At 72.1% G+C, this 18,925-nt stretch carries 16 protein-coding genes; 9 read left to right on the top strand and 7 right to left on the bottom strand.

Features of this window, described 5'->3' with window-relative positions:
• Window positions 1-4: 4 nt before the first annotated feature.
• The gene (gene glgX, locus ASH01_RS01240; RefSeq protein WP_056770369.1) at window positions 5-2,146 is read right to left on the bottom strand and encodes a glycogen debranching protein GlgX; all 2,142 of its coding nucleotides are present in this window, start codon (window positions 2,144-2,146) and stop codon (window positions 5-7) included.
• Window positions 2,147-2,224: 78 nt separating this feature from the next.
• Here glgX and ASH01_RS01235 point away from each other — a divergent pair, with 78 nt between their 5' ends.
• The 3 genes from ASH01_RS01235 to ASH01_RS01225 all read left to right on the top strand — a co-directional run bounded on the left by ASH01_RS01235 (window position 2,225) and on the right by ASH01_RS01225 (window position 3,949).
• Complete coding sequence (locus tag ASH01_RS01235; RefSeq protein ID WP_020142900.1) at window positions 2,225-2,731, top strand: YbjN domain-containing protein; 507 nt, start codon at window positions 2,225-2,227, stop codon at window positions 2,729-2,731.
• Window positions 2,731-3,510: an enoyl-CoA hydratase/isomerase family protein gene (locus tag ASH01_RS01230; protein WP_056770366.1), complete on the top strand. Its 780-nt coding sequence runs from the start codon at window positions 2,731-2,733 to the stop codon at window positions 3,508-3,510. The genes ASH01_RS01235 and ASH01_RS01230 overlap by 1 nt, the downstream gene beginning before the upstream one ends.
• A 91-nt stretch (window positions 3,511-3,601) precedes the next feature.
• Window positions 3,602-3,949 carry a hypothetical protein gene (locus ASH01_RS01225; protein WP_056770364.1) on the top strand — a complete coding sequence of 116 codons (348 nt, stop codon included), beginning with the start codon at window positions 3,602-3,604 and terminating at the stop codon, window positions 3,947-3,949.
• A gap of 113 nt (window positions 3,950-4,062) precedes the next feature.
• On the opposite strand, the gene ASH01_RS01220 is transcribed toward ASH01_RS01225, so the two are convergent.
• Window positions 4,063-4,860 (bottom strand): SDR family oxidoreductase, encoded by a 798-nt coding sequence (locus ASH01_RS01220; RefSeq protein WP_056770361.1) that lies wholly within the window; start codon window positions 4,858-4,860, stop codon window positions 4,063-4,065.
• A gap of 247 nt (window positions 4,861-5,107) precedes the next feature.
• On the opposite strand from ASH01_RS01220, the gene ASH01_RS01215 reads away from it, so the two are divergent.
• Window positions 5,108-5,890: an electron transfer flavoprotein subunit beta/FixA family protein gene (locus ASH01_RS01215; RefSeq protein WP_056770359.1), complete on the top strand. Its 783-nt coding sequence runs from the start codon at window positions 5,108-5,110 to the stop codon at window positions 5,888-5,890.
• 41 nt (window positions 5,891-5,931) lie between these two features.
• Window positions 5,932-6,897, top strand: coding sequence for an electron transfer flavoprotein subunit alpha/FixB family protein (locus tag ASH01_RS01210; RefSeq protein ID WP_056770356.1), 966 nt, complete (start codon window positions 5,932-5,934; stop codon window positions 6,895-6,897).
• A 95-nt stretch (window positions 6,898-6,992) separates the two neighbouring features.
• On the opposite strand, the gene ASH01_RS01205 is transcribed toward ASH01_RS01210, so the two are convergent.
• Window positions 6,993-7,466: a hypothetical protein gene (locus ASH01_RS01205; RefSeq protein WP_056770354.1), complete on the bottom strand. Its 474-nt coding sequence runs from the start codon at window positions 7,464-7,466 to the stop codon at window positions 6,993-6,995.
• A 76-nt stretch (window positions 7,467-7,542) separates the two neighbouring features.
• Window positions 7,543-9,060 (bottom strand): S8 family serine peptidase, encoded by a 1,518-nt coding sequence (locus tag ASH01_RS01200; protein ID WP_056770350.1) that lies wholly within the window; start codon window positions 9,058-9,060, stop codon window positions 7,543-7,545.
• A 189-nt stretch (window positions 9,061-9,249) separates the two neighbouring features.
• Between ASH01_RS01200 and ASH01_RS01195 the strand changes: the two genes are divergently transcribed.
• Both ASH01_RS01195 and mnmA read left to right on the top strand, forming a co-directional pair.
• Window positions 9,250-10,440 carry a cysteine desulfurase family protein gene (locus ASH01_RS01195; RefSeq protein WP_082619330.1) on the top strand — a complete coding sequence of 397 codons (1,191 nt, stop codon included), beginning with the start codon at window positions 9,250-9,252 and terminating at the stop codon, window positions 10,438-10,440.
• Window positions 10,437-11,543, top strand: a complete 1,107-nt coding sequence (gene mnmA, locus ASH01_RS01190; protein ID WP_056770343.1) for a tRNA 2-thiouridine(34) synthase MnmA — start codon at window positions 10,437-10,439, stop codon at window positions 11,541-11,543. The genes ASH01_RS01195 and mnmA overlap by 4 nt, the downstream gene beginning before the upstream one ends.
• A gap of 13 nt (window positions 11,544-11,556) precedes the next feature.
• Here the strand turns inward: mnmA and ASH01_RS01185 are convergent, their stop codons facing one another.
• Window positions 11,557-12,450, bottom strand: a complete 894-nt coding sequence (locus tag ASH01_RS01185; RefSeq protein ID WP_235509492.1) for a GNAT family N-acetyltransferase — start codon at window positions 12,448-12,450, stop codon at window positions 11,557-11,559.
• A gap of 84 nt (window positions 12,451-12,534) precedes the next feature.
• Between ASH01_RS01185 and ASH01_RS01180 the strand changes: the two genes are divergently transcribed.
• A complete protein-coding gene (locus ASH01_RS01180; protein ID WP_056770340.1) occupies window positions 12,535-13,515 on the top strand; it encodes a methionine synthase in 981 nt (326 codons plus the stop codon).
• A gap of 89 nt (window positions 13,516-13,604) precedes the next feature.
• On the opposite strand, the gene ASH01_RS01175 is transcribed toward ASH01_RS01180, so the two are convergent.
• Window positions 13,605-14,837, bottom strand: a complete 1,233-nt coding sequence (locus tag ASH01_RS01175; protein WP_235509491.1) for a L,D-transpeptidase — start codon at window positions 14,835-14,837, stop codon at window positions 13,605-13,607.
• Window positions 14,838-14,995: 158 nt separating this feature from the next.
• Entirely contained in the window at window positions 14,996-16,507 is a 1,512-nt protein-coding gene (locus ASH01_RS01170) for a long-chain-fatty-acid--CoA ligase (RefSeq protein ID WP_056770336.1), read from the bottom strand.
• A 129-nt stretch (window positions 16,508-16,636) separates the two neighbouring features.
• On the opposite strand from ASH01_RS01170, the gene ligA reads away from it, so the two are divergent.
• Window positions 16,637-18,784 (top strand): NAD-dependent DNA ligase LigA, encoded by a 2,148-nt coding sequence (ligA, locus tag ASH01_RS01165; protein WP_056772500.1) that lies wholly within the window; start codon window positions 16,637-16,639, stop codon window positions 18,782-18,784.
• The last annotated feature ends 141 nt before the right edge of the window (window positions 18,785-18,925 follow it).

Raw genomic sequence — 18,925 nt, 5'->3', positions numbered from 1 at the left:
GACCTCAGCCGGCGGTCGAGCGCCAGACGCGCATCGACGCGGCCTCCATCGCGACGGGCGTCCCGGCAGCGCAGTCCCCGGCCGGGGGAGTGGGCCGCTCCCCGGCGCTGTCCCAGAGCAGCTCGTAGGCCGTGGCGCCCGGCGCCTTCGGCAGCGTGACCTCGGCCTTCTGGGCCGACCCGTTGACGACGATGAGCACCGACTGCTGGTCGAGTCGCGCACCGTCGTAGAGGGCCTGGAGGACGTGGGCGGCGGGGCCGTCCCAGCGGTCCCCCATGGGGTGCCCGTCGGATGCGAACCACGCGAGGTCGGTCGAGCCGTCCGCATGGATCTGCCTGCCGGAGAAGAACGCCCGCTGCCGAAGCACGGGGTGCTCGTGTCGAAGGCGGACGAGGTGCCGCGTCGTCTCGAGGAGGTCGTCCTGCCAGGGCTCGAGGTCCCACGACATCCAGCTGATCTCGTTGTCCTGGGAGTAGGGGTTGTTGTTGCCGCGCTGGCTGCGACCCACCTCGTCGCCCGCGTTGAGCATCGGCACGCCCGTCGACAGCAGGAGCGTGCCGAGCAGGTTGCGGATCGACCGGCGTCGCGCAGCGGTGATGTCGGGGTCGTCGCTGCGACCCTCCACGCCGTGGTTCCACGACCGGTTGTCGTTGGACCCGTCGGCGCCGCTGTGGCCGTTGGCGCCGTTGTGCTTGGTGTCGTAGGTCGTGAGGTCGGCGAGCGTGAAGCCGTCGTGGGCCGTGACGAAGTTGACCGAGGCGATGGCGCCGCGGTCGTGGCGGTCGAAGAGGTCCTGTGACCCCGCCAGGCGGGTCGCCAGCTCGCGGACGCCGTGGCCGACCCCTCCCGACGCGGAGGCGGCGAGGTCGCGCAGCCAGAAGGTCCGGGTCGCGTCGCGGTAGCGGTCGTTCCACTCCGAGAACGGGGGCGGGAACTGGCCCGTGCGCCAACCGTGGATGCCGAGGTCCCACGGCTCGGCGACGAGCTTGGCGCGGGACAGGACGGGGTCGGTGCGCAGGGCCACGAGGAAGGGGTGGTCGCGGTCGTAGCCGTCGTCCTTGCCGCGGCCCAGTGCGACGGCGAGGTCGAAGCGGAAGCCGTCGACGTGGCACTCCTGCACCCAGTAGCGCAGCGAGTCGAGCACCATCTTGGCCACGACCGGGTGCGTGAGATCGAGCGTGTTGCCGCACCCCGTGACGTCGATGTCGCGGCCGCGACCGTCGACGCGGTAGTACGCCCGCTGGTCGAGCCCGCGCCACGAGAGCGTCATCCCCTCGCGGGCGTTCTCGGCCGTGTGGTTGTAGACGACGTCCAGGAGCACCTCGATGCCGGCGGCGTGCAGGTCCTTGACCATCGTCTTGAACTCGTCGAGGGCGCCCTGCGGGTCGGCCGTCGCCGCGTACGCGGCGTGCGGCGCGAAGAAGCCGAGCGTGTTGTAGCCCCAGTGGTTCGTCAGGCCGCGCAGCACGAGGTCGGGCTCGTGGGTGAACGTGTGGACCGGAAGGAGCTCGACCGCGGTGACCCCCAGCCCGAGCAGGTGGTCGACGAACGCGGGGTGGGCGAGGCCGGCATACGTCCCGCGCAGCTCCTCGGGGACGCCCGGGTGCAGCTGGGTGGCGTTCTTGACGTGGACCTCGTAGATCAGCGACTCGGTGAGTGAGCGCCTCGGGAAATCGTCTGCACCCCAGTCGAACTCGTCCTCGACGATGACGCAACGAGGCAGGTGCGGGGCCGAGTCGCGGTCGTCGCGCACCCAGAGGTCACCGCGCAGGTCCGGGCCGACGTGGTGGGCGTAGACGGCGGGGTCGAGGAGCACCCCGCCCTCGATGGCCCGGGCGTAGGGGTCGAGGAGCAGCTTGGCGGGGTTGTGCAGCAGGGACCGGTCCGGGTCCCAGTCGCCGTCGACGCGGAAGCCGTAGCGCTGCCCGGCCCCGACCCCGGGCACGGTGTCGAACCACGTGCCGTGCGCGCGATGCCGGAGCGGCACCCGGCGCTCGGTCTCGGTGCCGTCGGCGGCGATGTCGAAGAGGCAGACCTCGACGGCCCTGGCGTGGCCGGCGTAGACGGAGAACTGGGCTCCTTCGGCGGTGAGCCGGACCCCGTGCTCGGGAGGCAGGTCTGGCGTCGCGGGAGGGGGCGGGCACATGTGTCTGAGCGTAGGGGGTGGCCGATCGCACCCCCGGGCCGGATCGACCTCGTCGCGCAGGCTCGTTACGGTTGGCGCATGACCGATCCGACTTCGCTGCCCAACTTCATGCCGAGCGCGCCCGACGCCGGCCCCAACGGAGCCCCTGTCAGTGACGCGCCCGTGCGTGACCGCATCCTCGACGTGCTCAAGGGCCTCGGCATCGAGGCGAGCATCGACGGGGACGGCGACCTCGAGTTCGCCATCGTCGACGACCAGGGCACCAGCACGACCCTCTTCGCCCGCATCGCCGAGGGAGACCTCGCCCTCGTCCGCTTCTTCGGCCAGTGGCAGCTCGCCGAGCCCGTCTCGTCCGATCGCAACGAGCGCCTCGCCCGCTGCAACGACCTGACGATGCAGCTCAACATCGTCAAGCTCTCCCTCGTCCAGGAGAGCCTCGTCGTCTCGGCCGAGCACGTCGTGACCCCGAACGCCGACCTCGACATCCTCGTGCCGCTGTCGGTCAACCACATCCTCCAGAGCGTCGGCTTCTTCTTCCAGTCCTGGCTGCCGATGGACGACGCGCCCGCTCCCGGCGACGCCTGATGGGTGAGTTCGTCCGGCTCGAGGTCGAGGACGGCGTCGGCACGATCCGTCTCGACCGGCCGAAGATGAACGCCCTCAACGTCCAGGTCCAGGAGGAGATCCGCGAGGCCGCCGCCGAGGCGACCGCGCGCACCGACGTGAAGGCGGTCATCGCCTACGGCGGTGAGCGGGTCTTCGCCGCCGGGGCGGACATCAAGGAGATGCAGACGATGTCGTACACCGACATGGTCGAGCGCTCCGGTCCGCTCATGAGCTCGATCAGCGCCGTGGCGCGCATCCCCAAGCCGGTCATCGCCGCGATCACCGGGTATGCGCTCGGTGGAGGCTGCGAGCTGGCGCTCGCGTGCGACTTCCGGGTCGTCGCCGACGACGCGAAGCTCGGCCAGCCCGAGATCCTCCTCGGCATCATCCCGGGCGCCGGCGGCACGCAGCGCCTCTCGCGGCTCGTCGGAGCCTCGCGCGCCAAGGAGATCATCTTCAGCGGCCGCTTCGTCGACGCCCAGGAGGCGCTCGCCATCGGCCTCGCCGACAAGGTCGTGCCGGCCGCCGACGTCTACACCGCCTCGCGTGAGTGGGCCTCGACCTTCGTCGGCGCCGCGTCGTATGCCGTCCGCGCCGCCAAGGAGGCCATCGACCGTGGTCTCGAGGTCGACCTCGAGACCGGGCTGGAGATCGAGCGTCTGCTCTTCGCCTCCCTCTTCGCGACGAAGGACCGGGAGATCGGCATGTCCTCGTTCGTCGAGCACGGCCCGGGCAAGGCGCAGTTCGAGGGTCGATGACCCTCACCCGTACGCCGCTCGAGGCGGACCCGCGGCGCCCGTGCCGGTGGGTCCGCCTCGGGCGTCTCCGGGAGCTCGGGGGGACTCGGCCGTGACCGCCGTGCCGGGGCGCGGGCCCCTCGACGTCCTCGTCGTCTACGTCCCCGTCGGCGACACCGACGCAGTGCTCGGGGCGCTCTTCGCCGCCGGGGCCGGGGCGGTCGGCGACTACCGCGAGTGCGCCTTCGTCACCCGCGGCACGGGACAGTTCCGGCCGGTCGAGGGTGCGACCCCGACGATCGGCGTCGTCGGGGACCTCGAGAAGGTCGCCGAGAACCGCGTCGAGCTCGTCCTCGAGCGGAGGCTGCGGGCCGACGTCGTCGCCGCGCTTCCGGCCGCGCACCCCTACGAGGAGCCGGCCTTCCACGTCCTCGAGACCGCCGACGTCGACCCCGCCTGACGGTTCGGCGCCCAGGTCGGTATGCCGTCCGGCGCAGGAACTGCGCCATGGCGCGGTCTCGTGCACGGCGGAGGTGGGTTCGGCGCAGGAACCGCGCCGCGGCGCGGTCCGGCTCAGGAGGTCTTGAAGCCGCCGTTGCTGTGGAGCAGCTGGCCGTTGATCCAGCCGCCCTGCTCCGAGAGCAGGAAGCGCACGAGGTCGGCCGTGTCGCGCGGCGTGCCGAGCCGGCCGGCCGGGGTGTCGGCGGTGCCGAGCGCCCGGATCCGGCCGTCCATCCAGCCCGTGTCGATCGGACCGGGGTTGATGACGTTGGCCCGCACCCCGCGGTCCGCCAGCTCGACGGCCGCCGCGATGACGATGCGGTCGAGGGCACCCTTGCTCGAGCCGTAGGGCAGGTTGTGCGCGGTGTGGTCGCTCGTCAGGGCCACGACGTGGGCGGCGGCAGGCCCGACGGGCTCCTGGACCGGCAGCCGCTCGGCCACGGCCCGGATGAGCAGCCACGTCGCGCGGGCGTTGACGGCGTAGTGCCGCTCCCAGCTCTCGAGCGAGGTCGTGAGGATCCCGCTGTCGACCGACTCGCAGTGCGACATGACGAGGCCGGTCACCGGTCCGAGTCGCTCCGTCGCCGTGGCGACGAGGGCCTCGGGGACAGCCGGGTCCGAGAGGTCGCCGGGCAGCAGCTCGACGCGACTACCCAGGGCTCGGCACTCGTCGGCGACGGCTGCGGGGTCGTCGGTGCCGCGCTCGTAGCCGAGCCGATCGTCGTAGGGCTGCCAGTGCCCGAGGGCGAGGTCCCAGCCGTCCGCGGCGAGTCCGAGGGCGAGCTCGGAGCCGATCGAGCGACGCCTGCCGACCCCGGTGACGAGGGCGACCCGGGGGCGCGTGGACGGGACGGGGGAGGCGGACGACATGGCGCCCATCCTCCGCAGTTCGGACAACCCTCGACAACCGGTTTTGCCTCGTCCCAGCCCTCCCGGCAGGCCCGCCGGGTGCGCGCGGACGACGGGGGACGGCATACGCCAGGGGTCTGGTGGTGAGCGTCACGCCAGAGGCGTGCGGACTGAGCGGGCGCTCAGTGAGAGGATGGACGGCAGTGCCGGAGCGACCTCCGGCAGTTCCATGAGCACCACCACCAGCAACGGAAGAGGACGTTCACCCATGAACATCGTCGTCTGTGTCAAGTACGTGCCGGACGCCCAGGCCGAGCGCACGTTCAACGCATCTGACAACACGACCGACCGCGAGAACGTCGACGGCCTGCTGTCGGAGCTCGACGAGTACGCGGTCGAGGAGGCCCTCAAGATCGTCGAGGCCGGCGAGGGTGAGGTCACCGTCCTGACGGTGGGCCCCGACGCCGCCGCCGACGCCATCAAGAAGGCTCTGCAGATGGGCGCCGACAAGGGTGTGCACGTCAACGACGACGCCATCCACGGCTCCGACGCCATTGCGACCTCGCTCGTCCTCGCCGAGGCCATCAAGAAGATCGGGGACGTCGACCTCGTCGTCACCGGCATGGCCTCCACCGACGGCACCATGGGTGTCGTGCCCGCGATGCTCGCCGAGCGGCTCGGCCTGCCGGCCGTGACGTTCGCGTCCGAGCTGACCGTCGAGGGCACCACGGCGACGATCCGCCGCGACGGCGACGCCTCCACCCAGACGATCACGGCCACGCTGCCGGCCCTCGTGTCGGTCACCGACCAGATCAACGAGCCGCGCTACCCCTCGTTCAAGGGGATCATGGCCGCGAAGAAGAAGCCCGTCGAGCAGTGGAGCCTCGCCGACCTCGGCGTGGACGCCGCGCAGGTCGGCCTCGACGCCGCGTGGACGAAGGTCGAGTCCTTCGCCGCCCGTCCGCCGCGCTCGCAGGGCGAGATCGTCGCGGACGAGGGCGATGGCGGCAGCAAGCTCGCCGCCTTCCTCACCGAGCGCAAGTTCGTCTGACCTGCCCCTGACCTTCCCAGCCAGCAAAGGAGATCCGCACCATGGCTGAAGTACTCGTGCTCGTCGACCACGTCGAGGGCAAGGTCCGCAAGACCACGTCCGAGCTGCTGACGATCGCCCGCCGCCTCGGCGAGCCGTCCGCCGTCTTCGTCGGCCCCGGTTTCGACGCCGCCAAGGAGACCCTCGCCCGCTTCGGCGCCGAGAAGATCTACCGCGTCGAGTCGCCCGAGGTGCTCGACCACCTCGTCGTCCCCCAGGCCGAGCTGCTCGCCCAGCTCGTCTCCTCGGCGTCCCCGGCCGCGGTCCTCGTGCCGTCCTCGCCGGAGGGCAAGGAGATCGCCGCCCGCCTCGCCGTCAAGACCGAGTCGGGCCTCATCACCGACGCCGTCGACGTCCAGGCCACTGGTGACGGCAGCGGTGGCGTCGCGACGACGCAGTCGGTCTTCGCCGGCTCCTACACGGTGTCGGCCACCGTGACGAAGGGCACGCCCATCGTCGCCGTGAAGCCCAACTCCGCCACCCCCGAGGAGGTCGCGGGTGCGGCCGCCGACGAGGTCGTCGACTTCACCCCGTCCGACGCCGCCAAGGGCGCGAAGATCACCGAGTCCAAGCCGAAGCAGGCCACCGGCCGCCCCGAGCTGACCGAGGCCGCCATCGTGGTCTCCGGTGGACGTGGCACCGGCGGCGACTTCTCCAAGGTCGAGGACTTCGCCGACTCGCTCGGTGCCGCCGTCGGTGCCTCGCGTGCCGCGGTCGACGCCGGGTGGTACCCCCACACCTCGCAGGTCGGCCAGACCGGCAAGCAGGTGAGCCCGCAGCTCTACGTCGCGTGCGGCATCTCCGGTGCCATCCAGCACCGCGCCGGCATGCAGACGTCCAAGACGATCGTGGCCGTCAACAAGGACAACGAGGCCCCGATCTTCGAGCTCGTCGACTTCGGCGTCGTGGGCGACCTCTTCAACGTCCTCCCGCAGGCGACCGAGGCGATCACGGCCGCCAAGGACTGACCGCCCCCGTCGGGCCGAGTGCCCGACGCCGCACGACGGCGGCCCCCGACCACGAAAGGTCGGGGGCCGCCGTCGTGCGAGCACGAGGCCGACCCTCAGGCCGCCTCGGAGTCGAGGTCGACCCGCGACGACAGCCGGATCCAGCTCTCGAGCCGCTGCCGGTTGAAGGCGTATGCCGAACGCCCCGTCCCGAGGGTCCACCATCCTCCGCGCAGCGCCTCCGACGGCAGGCGCACCGGTCGCCCCTGCCCGTGACGCCACTCGAGCCGTCCGCTCGACGACACGCGCCGTACGTTGCGCCGGTCGATCGTCGTCGTCATCAGGGTGTTGTGCACGCGCAGGCGCTTCGTCCCGAGGTCGATGCGGGCCGACCACGCCCGCCAGGCGAGGGCGAGCGCGAGGGCCAGGCACACGGCATACGTCATCGTCGCGGGCAGCGACGGGACGAGGCGCACGAGCAGGCGGGCCACGAAGTAGCCGATGGCGGGACAGGCCAGGGCCGCGACGGCCCGGTGGCCGGCGGGCGCGCGCAGCCGGCTGCCGCCGGTGCCCTCGTGCCTGCCACCCATGGGGCCGATCATAGGCAGACCGGCCCCACGGGTGGGGTGGACGGGTGATGCGTGTGGTGCTGGGTGCGCCCCGGCGTCAGGGACGGATCGCGGTGGCCGCCGCCACGACGTCGACGAGGCCGTGACCCTTGTCGAACGACGTCGTGCCGTTGCCGGCCGGGTCGCTGACGTAGGCGGCTCCGTCGGCGTACTTCCAGGCCGTCGCCTTGATGGCGGCCTCGACCTGGGCCGGCGTCGCGCTCGGGTTGGCCTGGAAGAGCTGGGCGACGATTCCCGAGATGTGCGGCGTCGCCATCGAGGTGCCGCTGATCGTGTTGTAGTCGCCGTTGTTGCGCGGGTCGCCGCCCGTCGTGCAGATCGGCAGGTAGATCCGGCACGACGACGTGATGCCCTCACCCGGCGCCGAGATGTCGGGGTAGGAGGCGAGCTGCCCCGAGCGGCCGCGCGAGCTGAAGTCGCTGACCGTGCCGCCCCGGGTGCCGGTGTCCTGGTCGTTGTACGACGCGACGGAGATGATGCCGCCCGTCGGGTCCTGGCCGGGAGGGTTGGAGAGGTTGGCGGACCCGTCGCCGCCGTCGTTGCCGTTGGCCCAGACCGAGACGACGCCCTCGCCGACGAGCGCGCGCTGGAGCTTGACCGTCGCCGAGTTCGGGTCGAACTCGCCGCCGCCCGTCGGTCCGTAGGAGTTGCTCGTGACCTTGATCGGCGGGCAGGTGCTGGCCGGGACGCCCGCGCCGCAGGGCGCGGCGTGGTGCTCGAGGACCCAGTTGAGCGCCGAGTCGGCGCCGACGATGAGCAGCACGGCGCCGGTGCTCAGGCTGACGATGCTCGCGCCGGGGGCGGCCCCGTGCATCTTCGTGCCGTCGGACAGGGTGACGTCGCGCCCGGCGACGATGCCGGAGACGTGCATGCCGTGACCGCCTGCGGCGAGCAGGTCGGTGTTGAGGCTGCCGGCGTCGACGGGCTGGCAGGGGAGCAGCTCGAGCGGGTCGCACACCATCTTGAGGTTCTTGACGACGGCCGAGGTGCCGTCGGCGTTCTGGAGGAACGGGTGCGTCGGGTCGACGCCGGAGTCGATGACGGCCACGCTGACACCGGAGCCGTCGAGGGCCGTGCCGTTCGCCCCCGTGAGGGTCGCCCGGGCCTCGGAGCCGCGGGTGGCCGTGTTGGACGTCGACAGGAACATGTCGATGGGCTGGTTGCCCTCGACGTACGTGACGCCGGGGACGGAGCGCACGGCGTCGATCTGCAGGGGGAGCCCGGCCGCGACGACGACACCGATCTTGTCGTAGGTGTCGCGGACCGTGAGCCCGGACGCGGTGGCGGCCCGGCGTGCGGCCCCGACGTCCGTCGCGTGGACGAGGACCGTCGTCGGCGTGACGGCGGACAGGGTCGACCAGTGCTGCGCGAGCCACGTCGACAGCGGTGCGCGGGCCTGGCCGGTGCCCAGCAGGCCGGCGGCGGCGCCGGACGGCGCGGACTGCGGACCGGACGAGGCCGGCGACGCGGCGGCGACGGTGGCCGAGGTCAGGGCGGTGGCTGCTGCCAGGGTGACCGTTCCGAGACGGAGGCGGCGTGAGGCGGTCAATCGCATGAGATCCCTCTCTGCTGGGCCACCCCACGTCAGTGGAGGGTGGCGACGTGACTGGCCAACGAGGGGGCGCGGTGTGAGGTTACGCACGGGTAGCCGGCGGGACGGCATACGCCATCGCCCACGGGAGTGGGTGGACGCCTCGTCCTGCGGCCGTCCGGCCGGGGTGTCCGGGCGTCCTAGAATCGGTGGGTGACTGCCTATCTCGACCATGCGGCGACCACGCCGATGCTCCCCGCCGCCCTCGCGGCGATGACGGAGCAGCTGGCGGTCGTGGGCAACGCCTCGTCCCTGCACCGCACGGGTCGCGCCGCGCGCCGGGCCGTCGAGGAGTCGCGCGAGAGGATCGCCCGCTGCCTCGGTGCGCGACCCTCCGAGATCGTCTTCACCTCCGGTGGCACGGAGTCGGACAACCTCGCCGTCAAGGGCACGTACTGGTCCCGCCGGGATCGCGACCCGGCGCGGGTGCGCCTCCTCGTCGGCGCCACCGAGCACCACGCCGTGCTCGACTGCGTCGACTTCCTCGTCGCGCACGACGGTGCCAAGGTGACGTGGCTCGACTGCACGCCCGAGGGTGTCGTCGAGCCCGCGACCGTGCGCGCCGCCATCGAGTCCGACCCCGACTCGGTCGCCCTCGTCTCGGTGATGTGGGCCAACAACGAGGTCGGAGCCGTCCAGGACGTCCGTGCCATCGCCGACGTGGCGCACGAGTTCGGGGTGCCGTTCCACACCGACGCCGTGCAGGCGGCCGGGCACCTGGCCGTCGACTTCGAGGCGAGCGGCGCCGACCTCATGTCGGTGACCGCGCACAAGCTCGGCGGTCCCGTCGGCGTCGGCGCCCTCGTGCTGCGCCGTGACGCGAAGCTCGTCCCGCTGACGCACGGCGGCGGGCAGGAGCGGCAGGTGCGGTCCGGCACCCTCGACACCCCGGCCATCGTCGGCTTCGCCACCGCGCTCACCGAGGCCACGGCCTCGATCGAGGCCGAGTCGGCGCGGCTCGTCGCGCTGCGCGACGACCTCATCGAGCGCGCCATGGCGATCGCCCCGGACATCCGGCCGTCCGGGGTCTGGCGCCGTGGCGACGGCGTGAGCCGGCTCCCCGGCAACGTGCACCTGCTCGTGCCCGGGTGCGACGGTGACTCCCTGCTCTACCTGCTCGACGCTGCGGGGGTCTCCTGCTCGACGGGGTCGGCGTGCCAGGCCGGCGTGCCCCAGCCCAGCCACGTGCTGCTCGCGATGGGGGTCGCCGAGAGCGACGCCCGGGGCGCCCTGCGCCTGACGCTCGGGCACACCTCGACCCAGGCCGACGTCGACACGTTCGTCGACGCGCTGCCCGCTGCCATCGAGCGCGCGCGCCGCGCGCGGGAGGCGACCGCGTCGTGAGGGTCGTGGCGGCGATGAGCGGTGGCGTCGACTCGGCGGTCGCCGCCGCCCGCATGCTCGACGCCGGTCACGAGGTCGTCGGCGTCCACCTCGCCCTGAGCCAGAGCGCGGCGACGCTGCGCGAGTCGGCGCGCGGCTGCTGCACCATCGAGGACGCCGGCGACGCACGTCGGGTGGCCGACGTGCTCGGGATCCCCTTCTACGTCTGGGACATGGCGGCCCGCTTCAAGCGCGACGTCGTCGACGACTTCCGCGCCGAGTACGCTGCCGGGCGCACGCCCAACCCGTGCCTGCGCTGCAACGAGAAGATCAAGTTCGCCGCGCTGCTCGACAAGGCGCTGGCCCTCGGCTTCGACGCCGTGGCCACGGGTCACTACGCCCAGGTCGTCGAAGCGGAGGACGGGAACGGGGGAGTGCGGCGCGAGCTGCACCGCGCGGTCGACATGGCCAAGGACCAGAGCTACGTCCTCGGCGTGCTCGACGCCGACCAGCTGGCCCGGTCGTTCTTCCCGCTCGGTGACACGACCAAGCCGCGGATTCGCGAGGAGGCGGCCGAGCGGGGCTTCTTCATCGCCAGGAAGCCCGACAGCCACGACATCTGCTTCATCGCCGACGGCGACACCAAGGGGTGGCTGACGCGCGAGCTCGGCGAGGCCCCCGGAGACATCGTCGACACGTCCGGTGAGGTCGTGGGCCAGCACGCCGGGGCCTTCGCCTACACGGTCGGACAGCGCCGCGGGCTCGCCCTCTCGCGGCCCGCCGCCGACGGCGAGCCGCGCTACGTCGTCGAGGTCCGCACCGAGACCAACCAGGTGGTCGTCGGCGCCGCCGACCTGCTCGGCGTCAACGCGATCACCGGCGACCATGCCCGCTGGTGCGGCCCGGCGCCGCAGGGCGTCGTGCACGTCGGTGCGCAGGTGCGTGCGCACGGCGAGGAGTATGCCGCGACGGCCTGGGCCGATGGCGACCGCGTCGAGGTGCGGCTCGAGGGCCGCGTGCGTGGCGTCGCGCCGGGACAGTCCGTCGTGCTCTACGAGGGCACGCGGGTCGTCGGCTCGGCCACGATCTCCGCCTCTCGGCTGGAGCGAACCCCCGTCGGGTAGCCGGGAGGCGACCTCAGTCCAGCGAGCGGCGCCACGTGACGGTGCGGGCGCGCGGTCGGAAGCCCAGGGCGCGGTAGAGCCGCTGGGGACCCGGGTAGTCGTCGTCGCCGCGCGGGCTCACCTGTGCGACAGAGGCGCCCACCTCGGCGAGCCGGTGCAGGGCGGCGAGCGTCACGGCTCCTGCGAGTCCGCGACCGCGGTGCTCGGGCACGCACCCCACCGGCTCGACGAGACCCGCGCCGTGGGCCGGGTCGAGCCACACGAGGGCCGAGGCCACCATGGTGTCGTCGGCGTCGAGGGCGACCCAGTCGAGGTCGTGGCGGTAGGGCCACGCGCCCATGAGCTGCTCGTAGGCCCGCTCGTCGACCTTCGACGGGCCCACGTCGGACCACGAGGCGGCGTGGACGGCAGCGCGGGCGCGGGCCTCGTGCGGCTCGATGTGACGGAAGGTGTAGCCCGGGACGTCCGGCACCGGCGGAAGGTCGGCGAGGTCGAGCTCGTGGTGCGTGAAGAAGGGCTCGTCCGCGTGCGGCTCGAATCCTGCTGCGGTGAGGGCCTGCTCGGCGACATCTCCCTCCAAGACGAGGGCCGACTGCGTCTCTGCGTCGCTCACCTCCTCGAACCAGTCGACGACCTCCGCGGCGACGTCGGGCCGCGCGGGGTCGACCTGGAGCTCGAACCAGTCCGGCGCCTCGGCCCAGCCGAAGCCGACGACCTCGCCGCCGTCGGTCCAGAGAGCGATGGCCTCGTCGTCGTCGAGACCCATCGGGTCGACCGGCCGGTAGTAGCGGCTCCACGCGAGCTGACCGGGGTGGAAGCGGGAGGCGGGTGTCCAGAGCCGCGAGGCAAGGCCCTGCATCGCCCGCAGGTCTGCAGGTCCCGAGAAGTCATGGCGGCGCACCGGCATCACGCTACTGCCGTCAGACTCCGGTGGGGCGTCGACCACACCTCGCGGTGCGGTCCCGGATCCGGGTGCGCCTAGGCTGGCGCGGTGACTCTCGCTTCCGGCATCGGCTCCTGGCCCGGCACCTCGGTGCGCGACGCGGTGCGGCAGGTGCGCGAGATCCTCGACGGCCACGTGCCCTACCTCCCCGAGCTGCCCGCACGGGGGCCGGGAGCCGACATGGTCGGGCGCACGGCAGGCCTGCTCGTCGAGCTGCCCGTCGACCTCCAGCCCATCGGGTGGCGGCTCGTCGACCGCCCCGGACGCGACGCGTCGCGCACGGCGGCGATGCTCCGTCAGGACCTCGACGAGCTCGCCGAGGCCTACGACGGGCACACCGGCCCACTCAAGCTCCAGGTCGTCGGACCGTGGACCCTCGCCGCCAACGTGTGGCTCTCGCGCGGCGAGCGCGTCATCGTCGACGACGGCGCCAGCCGTGATCTCGTCGAGTCCCTCGCCGAGGGCGTACGCGTCCACGTCGCCGCCGTGCGCAGCCTCGTCCCCGGGGCGCGGATCGTGCTCCAGGTGGACGAGCCCAGCCTCCCGACCGTGCTCGCCGGCCGGCTGCCGACCTCGTCGGGGTTCGGTCGCCTGCCGAGCCTCGACCCCCAGGTGGCCGCGGCCGGCCTGACGACGGTGCTCCGGGCACACGACGGCGAGACGGTCGTGCACTGCTGTGCGGCCAGCCCACCCCTGCCACTCCTGCGGGCCACCGTGCCGACCGCGTTGTCGCTCGACACGTCCGTGCTGCGCCCCCGCGAGTGGGAGGGCGTCGCCGTCGCGGTCGAGGACGGCATACGCCTCCATGCCGGCGTCGTGCCCACCGACGGGAGCCGGACGCGACCGCAGGACCTGGCCGCCGACCTCGTCGGGGCGTGGACGCGGACCGGCCTCCCGCTCCGGTCGCTCGCGGACGTCGTCGTGACGCCCGCGTGCGGCCTGGCCACTGCCTCACCGGAGGTCGCGAGGGCCGTGCAGCGGGCAGCCGTGGAGACCGCCCGCGAGCTCGAGGAGCGCAGCGCCGGCTGACCGTCCCCGGCGGCTCCCCATCCTGAACGGCAGAGGCCGGCCACCCCCGAAGGGTGGCCGGCCTCTGCTCGGTGAGCTCGGTGGTCAGCTCAGAGCGCGGAGCCCGCGGTCCACTTGGCCCAGCTGAGGTTCCAGTCCGAGTAGCCGTTGCCCATCGTCATCGGACGGCTGGTGCCGGTCGTCTCGACGACGTCGCCGATCTGCATCTGGCCGAAGAGCCACTGGCCGTTGGCGTCGCTCATGCCCGTGCAGCCGTGGCTGACGTTGCGCTTGCCCTGGTCGGCGACCGACCACGGGGCCGTGTGGAGGAACTCGCCGGAGTTCGTGACGCGCATGGCGTACTTCACCGGGGTGTCGGCGTAGTAGTTGGGGTCGTCCTTCTTCAGGCCGATGGTCTCTGCACGCATCGTGATGTTGGTCTGCTTGTCCATGATGACCTTGACGCCCGAGCGGGTGACGAAGCCGGGACGACCACCCGTGACGGGGATGCGCTTGGCCCACTTGCCGTTGATGAAGAGGTCCAGCTGGTCCGTCTTGAGGTTGACCTTGGCCACGACGGCACGCCCGATGGTGAAGTCGGAGGTCCGGCTCATCTGTCCGTAGCGGTTGCCGCCGGCGGGGACGCCGTTGAGGTTGGCCTCGACGTGCACCTTGGTGCCGGCCTTCCAGTACGTCTTGGGACGCCAGTGCGCCTCGCGCGAGCTGAGCCAGTACCAGGACCCGGCCTGGGCGGGGGTCGAGGTCACCTTCATGTGCTTCTCGAAGCTCGCCTTGTCGACGACCGGGAGGTCGAAGCGGGCGACGACCGGCATGCCGATGCCGACGGTGCCTCCGTCACGCGGGGAGACGGCGACGTAGACCTGGTCGTCGAGCGTGAGGTTCGCGGTGCGGAACGTCTGCGTCGACTCGGTGGTCTTGCCGTCGGAGTCCTCGGCCGTGAGGGCGAGGGTGTACTTGACGCCGGGCTCGAGCAGGTCGGACGCGGTCCACGTGCCGCCGTCGAGGGTGCCGTCGACGGGGATGCGGTTGCCCTTCTTGCTCTTGTACGAGAGCGAGGCCTTCTTGAGCGTGCCCTTCTCGGCCGAGGCGGTGACCCGCGTGTCGACGGAGACGTCCTCGGACTCGTCGCCCGGGGTCGTCTTGAAGACCACCGGGTCGGTGGTCGGCGTGGGTGCCGCCGACGTCGTGCCACCAGCGGTCGCCGAGGAGGTGCCCGCGGGCTTGCCGTTCTCGGCCGTGGCAGTTGCATTGCAGGCCGTGACGCCGAGCATGGCCAGGACGGCCATCCCCGAGACTGCGGCGGAACGGATGCTCAACTTCACGCGTGAATACCCTTCGCAGACGTGACGCCGGGCGTCCCAGGGCGGGACGGGGTGCGGCACGTCGATAGTGACCCTGCTCCAGTGTCACCGATCCGGCGCAATACGCCAAAACGTACGGCGAGTCCAAACTCCTGCGTGTCGCAGGGTCGGGCGGCGCGTCAGGACGTGGTCCGCGGACGCACCTCGCGACGCAGGATCTTGCCGGTGGGACCCTTCGGCAGCTCGTCGAGCGACCAGATGCGGCGGGGGTACTTGTAGGCCGCCAGGCGCTCCTTGACGTACGTCTGGACGTCCTCGAGGGTCGCCGTCGAGCCGGGCCGCAGCACCACGGCGGCACCGACCTCCTCGCCCATGAGGTCGTCGGGGACACCCACGACCGCGGCCTCGAGCACGTCGGGGTGCGTGTAGAGGACCTCCTCGACCTCGCGCGGGTAGACGTTCAGGCCGCCGCGGATGATCATGTCCTTCTTGCGGTCCACGATCGTGTAGTAGCCCTCGTCGTCGACGGTGGCGAGGTCGCCCGAGCGGAACCACCCGTCGGGGATGGCCTCCTTCGTGGCCTCGGGCCGGTTCCAGTAGCCCTTCATGATGTTCTCGCCGCGGATCGCGATCTCGCCGATCTCGCCCGCGGGGGTGTCGTTGCCCTCGAGGTCGACGAGCTTCATCTCGCAGCCCGGGATGGCCCGGCCGATGGTGCCCGGCTTCGTCGGCTTGTCGGGCATGTTGAACGAGGCGACGGGGGAGGTCTCGGACAGGCCGTAGCCCTCGAGGATCTGGCAGTGGAACTTCTCCTCGAACGCCTTCATCACGGCCTCGGGCATCGCCGAGCCGCCCGAGGCGCACGTGCGCAGGCTGCTCGTGTCGGCCTCGTCGGCGTTCGGGTGGTTGAGGATCGCGGCATACATCGTCGGGACGCCCTGGAAGATCGTCACGTGGTCGCGACCGAGGACCTCGATGGCCTTGGCCGGGTCGAACCGGGGGATGAGCGTCAGGGTGGCGCCGCGCTGGACCGACGTGTTGAGCCCGCACGTGAGGCCGAAGACGTGGAAGAGGGGCAGGCAGCCCATGATGACGTCGTCCTCGGTGATCTCCATGATGTCGGTGGCCGAGCGCTCCGCGTTGCGGTGGAGGTTGAAGTGCGTCAGCTCGGCGCCCTTGGGCTTGCCGGTGGTGCCGCTCGTGTAGAGGATCACGGCGGTGTCGTCGTCGGCGCGCTCGACCGGCTCGAGCACCGGGGCGCCCGCCGTCTCGGACGCGTCGAACTGGCCGTCGGCCGGCCCCATCGGACCGCACACGACCAGCCGGGTCCCGGTCTCGGCCGCAGCCTTCCCGGCCTCGTCGGCGAAGTCCGGCCACACGAAGCTGAAGCGGGCGCCGCTGTCCTCGTAGAAGTACTGGATCTCGCCCGACTTGAGCAGCGGGTTCATCGGCACGACGACGCCGCCCGCGAGCAGGGTGCCGTAGAAGGCGACGGGGTATGCCGGCACGTTGGGGAGGATGAGTGACACCCGGTCGCCGGGCTCGAGTCCCGCCGCACGCAGCTGGCCGGCCACGGCCGCCGCCGCGCGGTGCAGCGCCGACCACGACAGCTCGACCTGGTCGAGCTTGATGCCCACCTTGTCGGGGACGCGTGCCGCGGTGGCGGTGAGGTTGGCGGCGAGGTTGGTCATCTCTGCTCCTTCGCAGGGGGCGGGCTCCGGCCCATTGTCACTGCTGGGTCGCCCGGTGAACAGACCCGCCGCCACGTGAGGAGTGTCATCGGGCGGGTGACCGTCGGAGCCGGCTGGCAGGATGAGCGCGTGAGCGAGAGCAGCGGCCCCACGCCCGTCACCGACGACGTCCCGACCGAGGTCCACCAGGAGTGGGCCGAGCTCGCCGAGCAGGCCGCGGCGGCCCAGTTCGCCTACCACGTCAAGGATGCGCCGACCATCAGCGACGGTGAGTACGACGCGCTGATCCGCCGGCTCAACGCCATCGAGGACGAGCACCCCTCGCTGCGCACGCCCGAGAGCCCGACCCAGAACGTCGGGGGTGCGTCGTTCGCGACCGGCTTCGAGACGGTCGACCACGTCGAGCGGATGCTGAGCCTCGACAACGCCTTCTCCTTCGAGGAGCTGCAGACGTGGGCCGAGCGCGTCGAGCGCGAGGTCGGCGACGGCGCCCACTTCCTCACCGAGCTGAAGATCGACGGCCTCGCCATCAACCTGCTCTACGAGAAGGGCCGCCTCGTGCGCGCCCTGACCCGCGGCGACGGCCGCACCGGCGAGGACGTCACCAACAACGTCCGCACCATCGAGGGCATCCCCGAGCGGCTCGCGGGCGACGACGTGCCCGACCTCGTCGAGATCCGCGGGGAGGTGTTCTTCCCGACGGCGGCGTTCGCCGACCTCAACGCGGGCCTCGTCGAGGCGGGCAAGGCCCCCTTCGCCAACCCCCGCAACGCCGCTGCCGGCTCGCTGCGCCAGAAGGACCCCAAGGTCACCGCCACCCGGCCGCTGCGCATGCTCGTCCACGGCATCGGAGCGCGCCGCGGCTTCGACATCGAGCGCCAGAGCGAGGGGTACGCCGCCCTCCGCGCCTGGGGTCTGCCCACCTCCGACGAGGTGCGCGTCCTGCCCGACATCGCGTCCGTGCAGGAGTTCGTGACCTTCCACGGCGAGCATCGCCACGACCGGGCCCACGACATCGACGGCATCGTCGTCAAGGTCGACGAGGTGGCCCTCCAGCGCCAGCTGGGCGCCACGTCGAGGGCGCCGCGGTGGGCCATCGCCTTCAAGTACCCGCCCGAGGAGGTCAACACCAAGCTCCTCGACATCCGCGTCAACGTCGGGCGCACGGGCCGGGTGACGCCCTACGGCGTCATGGAGCCCGTCGTCGTCGCCGGGTCCACGGTCGAGCAGGCGACGCTGCACAACGCGTACGAGGTCGAGCGCAAGGGTGTGCTCATCGGCGACACGGTCGTGCTGCGCAAGGCGGGCGACGTCATCCCCGAGATCGTCGGCCCCGTCGTCGACCTGCGCGACGGCACCGAGCACGCCTTCGTCATGCCGACCGACTGCCCCGCCTGCGGCACGCCGCTCGCCCCCGAGAAGGAGGGCGACAAGGACATCCGCTGCCCCAACACACGTTCGTGCCCGAGCCAGCTGCGCGAGCGGGTCTTCGCGCTCGCCGCGCGCGGCGGTCTCGACATCGAGGCCCTCGGCTGGGAGGGCTCGATCGCGCTGCTCGAGTCGGGCGTCATCACCGACGAGGGCGACCTCTTCGCCCCGGCCCCCGACAGCCCCCACGCGGGGGAGTACGGCCTCACCCGCGAGAAGCTCGCGCAGGTCCCGCTCTACACCAGGGCCGCCAAGAAGACCGACCCGGACGAGGCCGTCCTCGACGGGCGCGTGCTCTCTGCGGGTGGCGACAAGCTGCTCGCCGAGCTCGAGAAGGCCAAGACCCAGCCGCTGTGGCGGGTCGTCGTGGCCCTCTCCATCCGGCACGTGGGACCCACGGCGGCCCGGGCGCTGGCCACCCACTTCGGCTCGATGGAGGCGATCCGGTCGGCGTCGACCGAGGAGCTCGCCCAGGCCGAAGGTGTCGGCGGGGTCATCGCCGAGGCCGTCACCGCGTGGTTCGAGGTCGACTGGCACCAGGAGATCGTGCGCAAGTGGGCCGACGCCGGGGTCCGGATGGCCGACGAGGTCGACGAATCCGTCGAGCGGACGCTCGAGGGCAAGACCGTCGTCGTCACCGGCTCGCTCGAGGGCTTCTCCCGTGACGAGACGAAGGAAGCCATCATCAGCCGAGGCGGCAAGGCCTCCGGCTCGGTGTCGAAGAAGACCGACTTCGTCGTCATTGGGGCCAACGCGGGCTCCAAGGCGGCCAAGGCCGAGGAGCTGGGGCTGACGATCCTCGACGAGGACGGCTTCCGCCGCCTGCTCGAGACGGGCGCGGCCGACTGACCCATCCGACCCCGTCGGACCTGATCGCACCCGTCGAGCCCGCGTGACCGCACCCGCGACCGCCCGGTCCGGAGGCTGGCACGCATGTGTCGCGAGCCCACAGAACCGCCTCAGGTGTGTGGGTCCCCACCGTCCTTTCGG

This window comes from Terrabacter sp. Soil811, from assembly GCF_001429655.1.
Classification (GTDB): domain Bacteria; phylum Actinomycetota; class Actinomycetes; order Actinomycetales; family Dermatophilaceae; genus Terrabacter.
Note: the sequence above shows the minus strand (reverse complement) of the source record. Positions and strands in the feature narration are given on the sequence as shown.

Excerpts from the sequence above, each read along its gene's own strand:
- glgX (WP_056770369.1), bottom strand. The coding sequence starts at position 2,146 with ATGTGCCCGCCCCCTCCCGCGACGCCAGACCTGCCTCCCGAGCACGGG.
- ASH01_RS01235 (WP_020142900.1), top strand. The coding sequence starts at position 2,225 with ATGACCGATCCGACTTCGCTGCCCAACTTCATGCCGAGCGCGCCCGAC.
- ASH01_RS01230 (WP_056770366.1), top strand. The coding sequence starts at position 2,731 with ATGGGTGAGTTCGTCCGGCTCGAGGTCGAGGACGGCGTCGGCACGATC.
- ASH01_RS01220 (WP_056770361.1), bottom strand. The coding sequence starts at position 4,860 with ATGTCGTCCGCCTCCCCCGTCCCGTCCACGCGCCCCCGGGTCGCCCTC.
- ASH01_RS01215 (WP_056770359.1), top strand. The coding sequence starts at position 5,108 with ATGAACATCGTCGTCTGTGTCAAGTACGTGCCGGACGCCCAGGCCGAG.
- ASH01_RS01210 (WP_056770356.1), top strand. The coding sequence starts at position 5,932 with ATGGCTGAAGTACTCGTGCTCGTCGACCACGTCGAGGGCAAGGTCCGC.
- ASH01_RS01205 (WP_056770354.1), bottom strand. The coding sequence starts at position 7,466 with ATGGGTGGCAGGCACGAGGGCACCGGCGGCAGCCGGCTGCGCGCGCCC.
- ASH01_RS01200 (WP_056770350.1), bottom strand. The coding sequence starts at position 9,060 with ATGCGATTGACCGCCTCACGCCGCCTCCGTCTCGGAACGGTCACCCTG.
- ASH01_RS01185 (WP_235509492.1), bottom strand. The coding sequence starts at position 12,450 with ATGCCGGTGCGCCGCCATGACTTCTCGGGACCTGCAGACCTGCGGGCG.
- ASH01_RS01170 (WP_056770336.1), bottom strand. The coding sequence starts at position 16,507 with ATGACCAACCTCGCCGCCAACCTCACCGCCACCGCGGCACGCGTCCCC.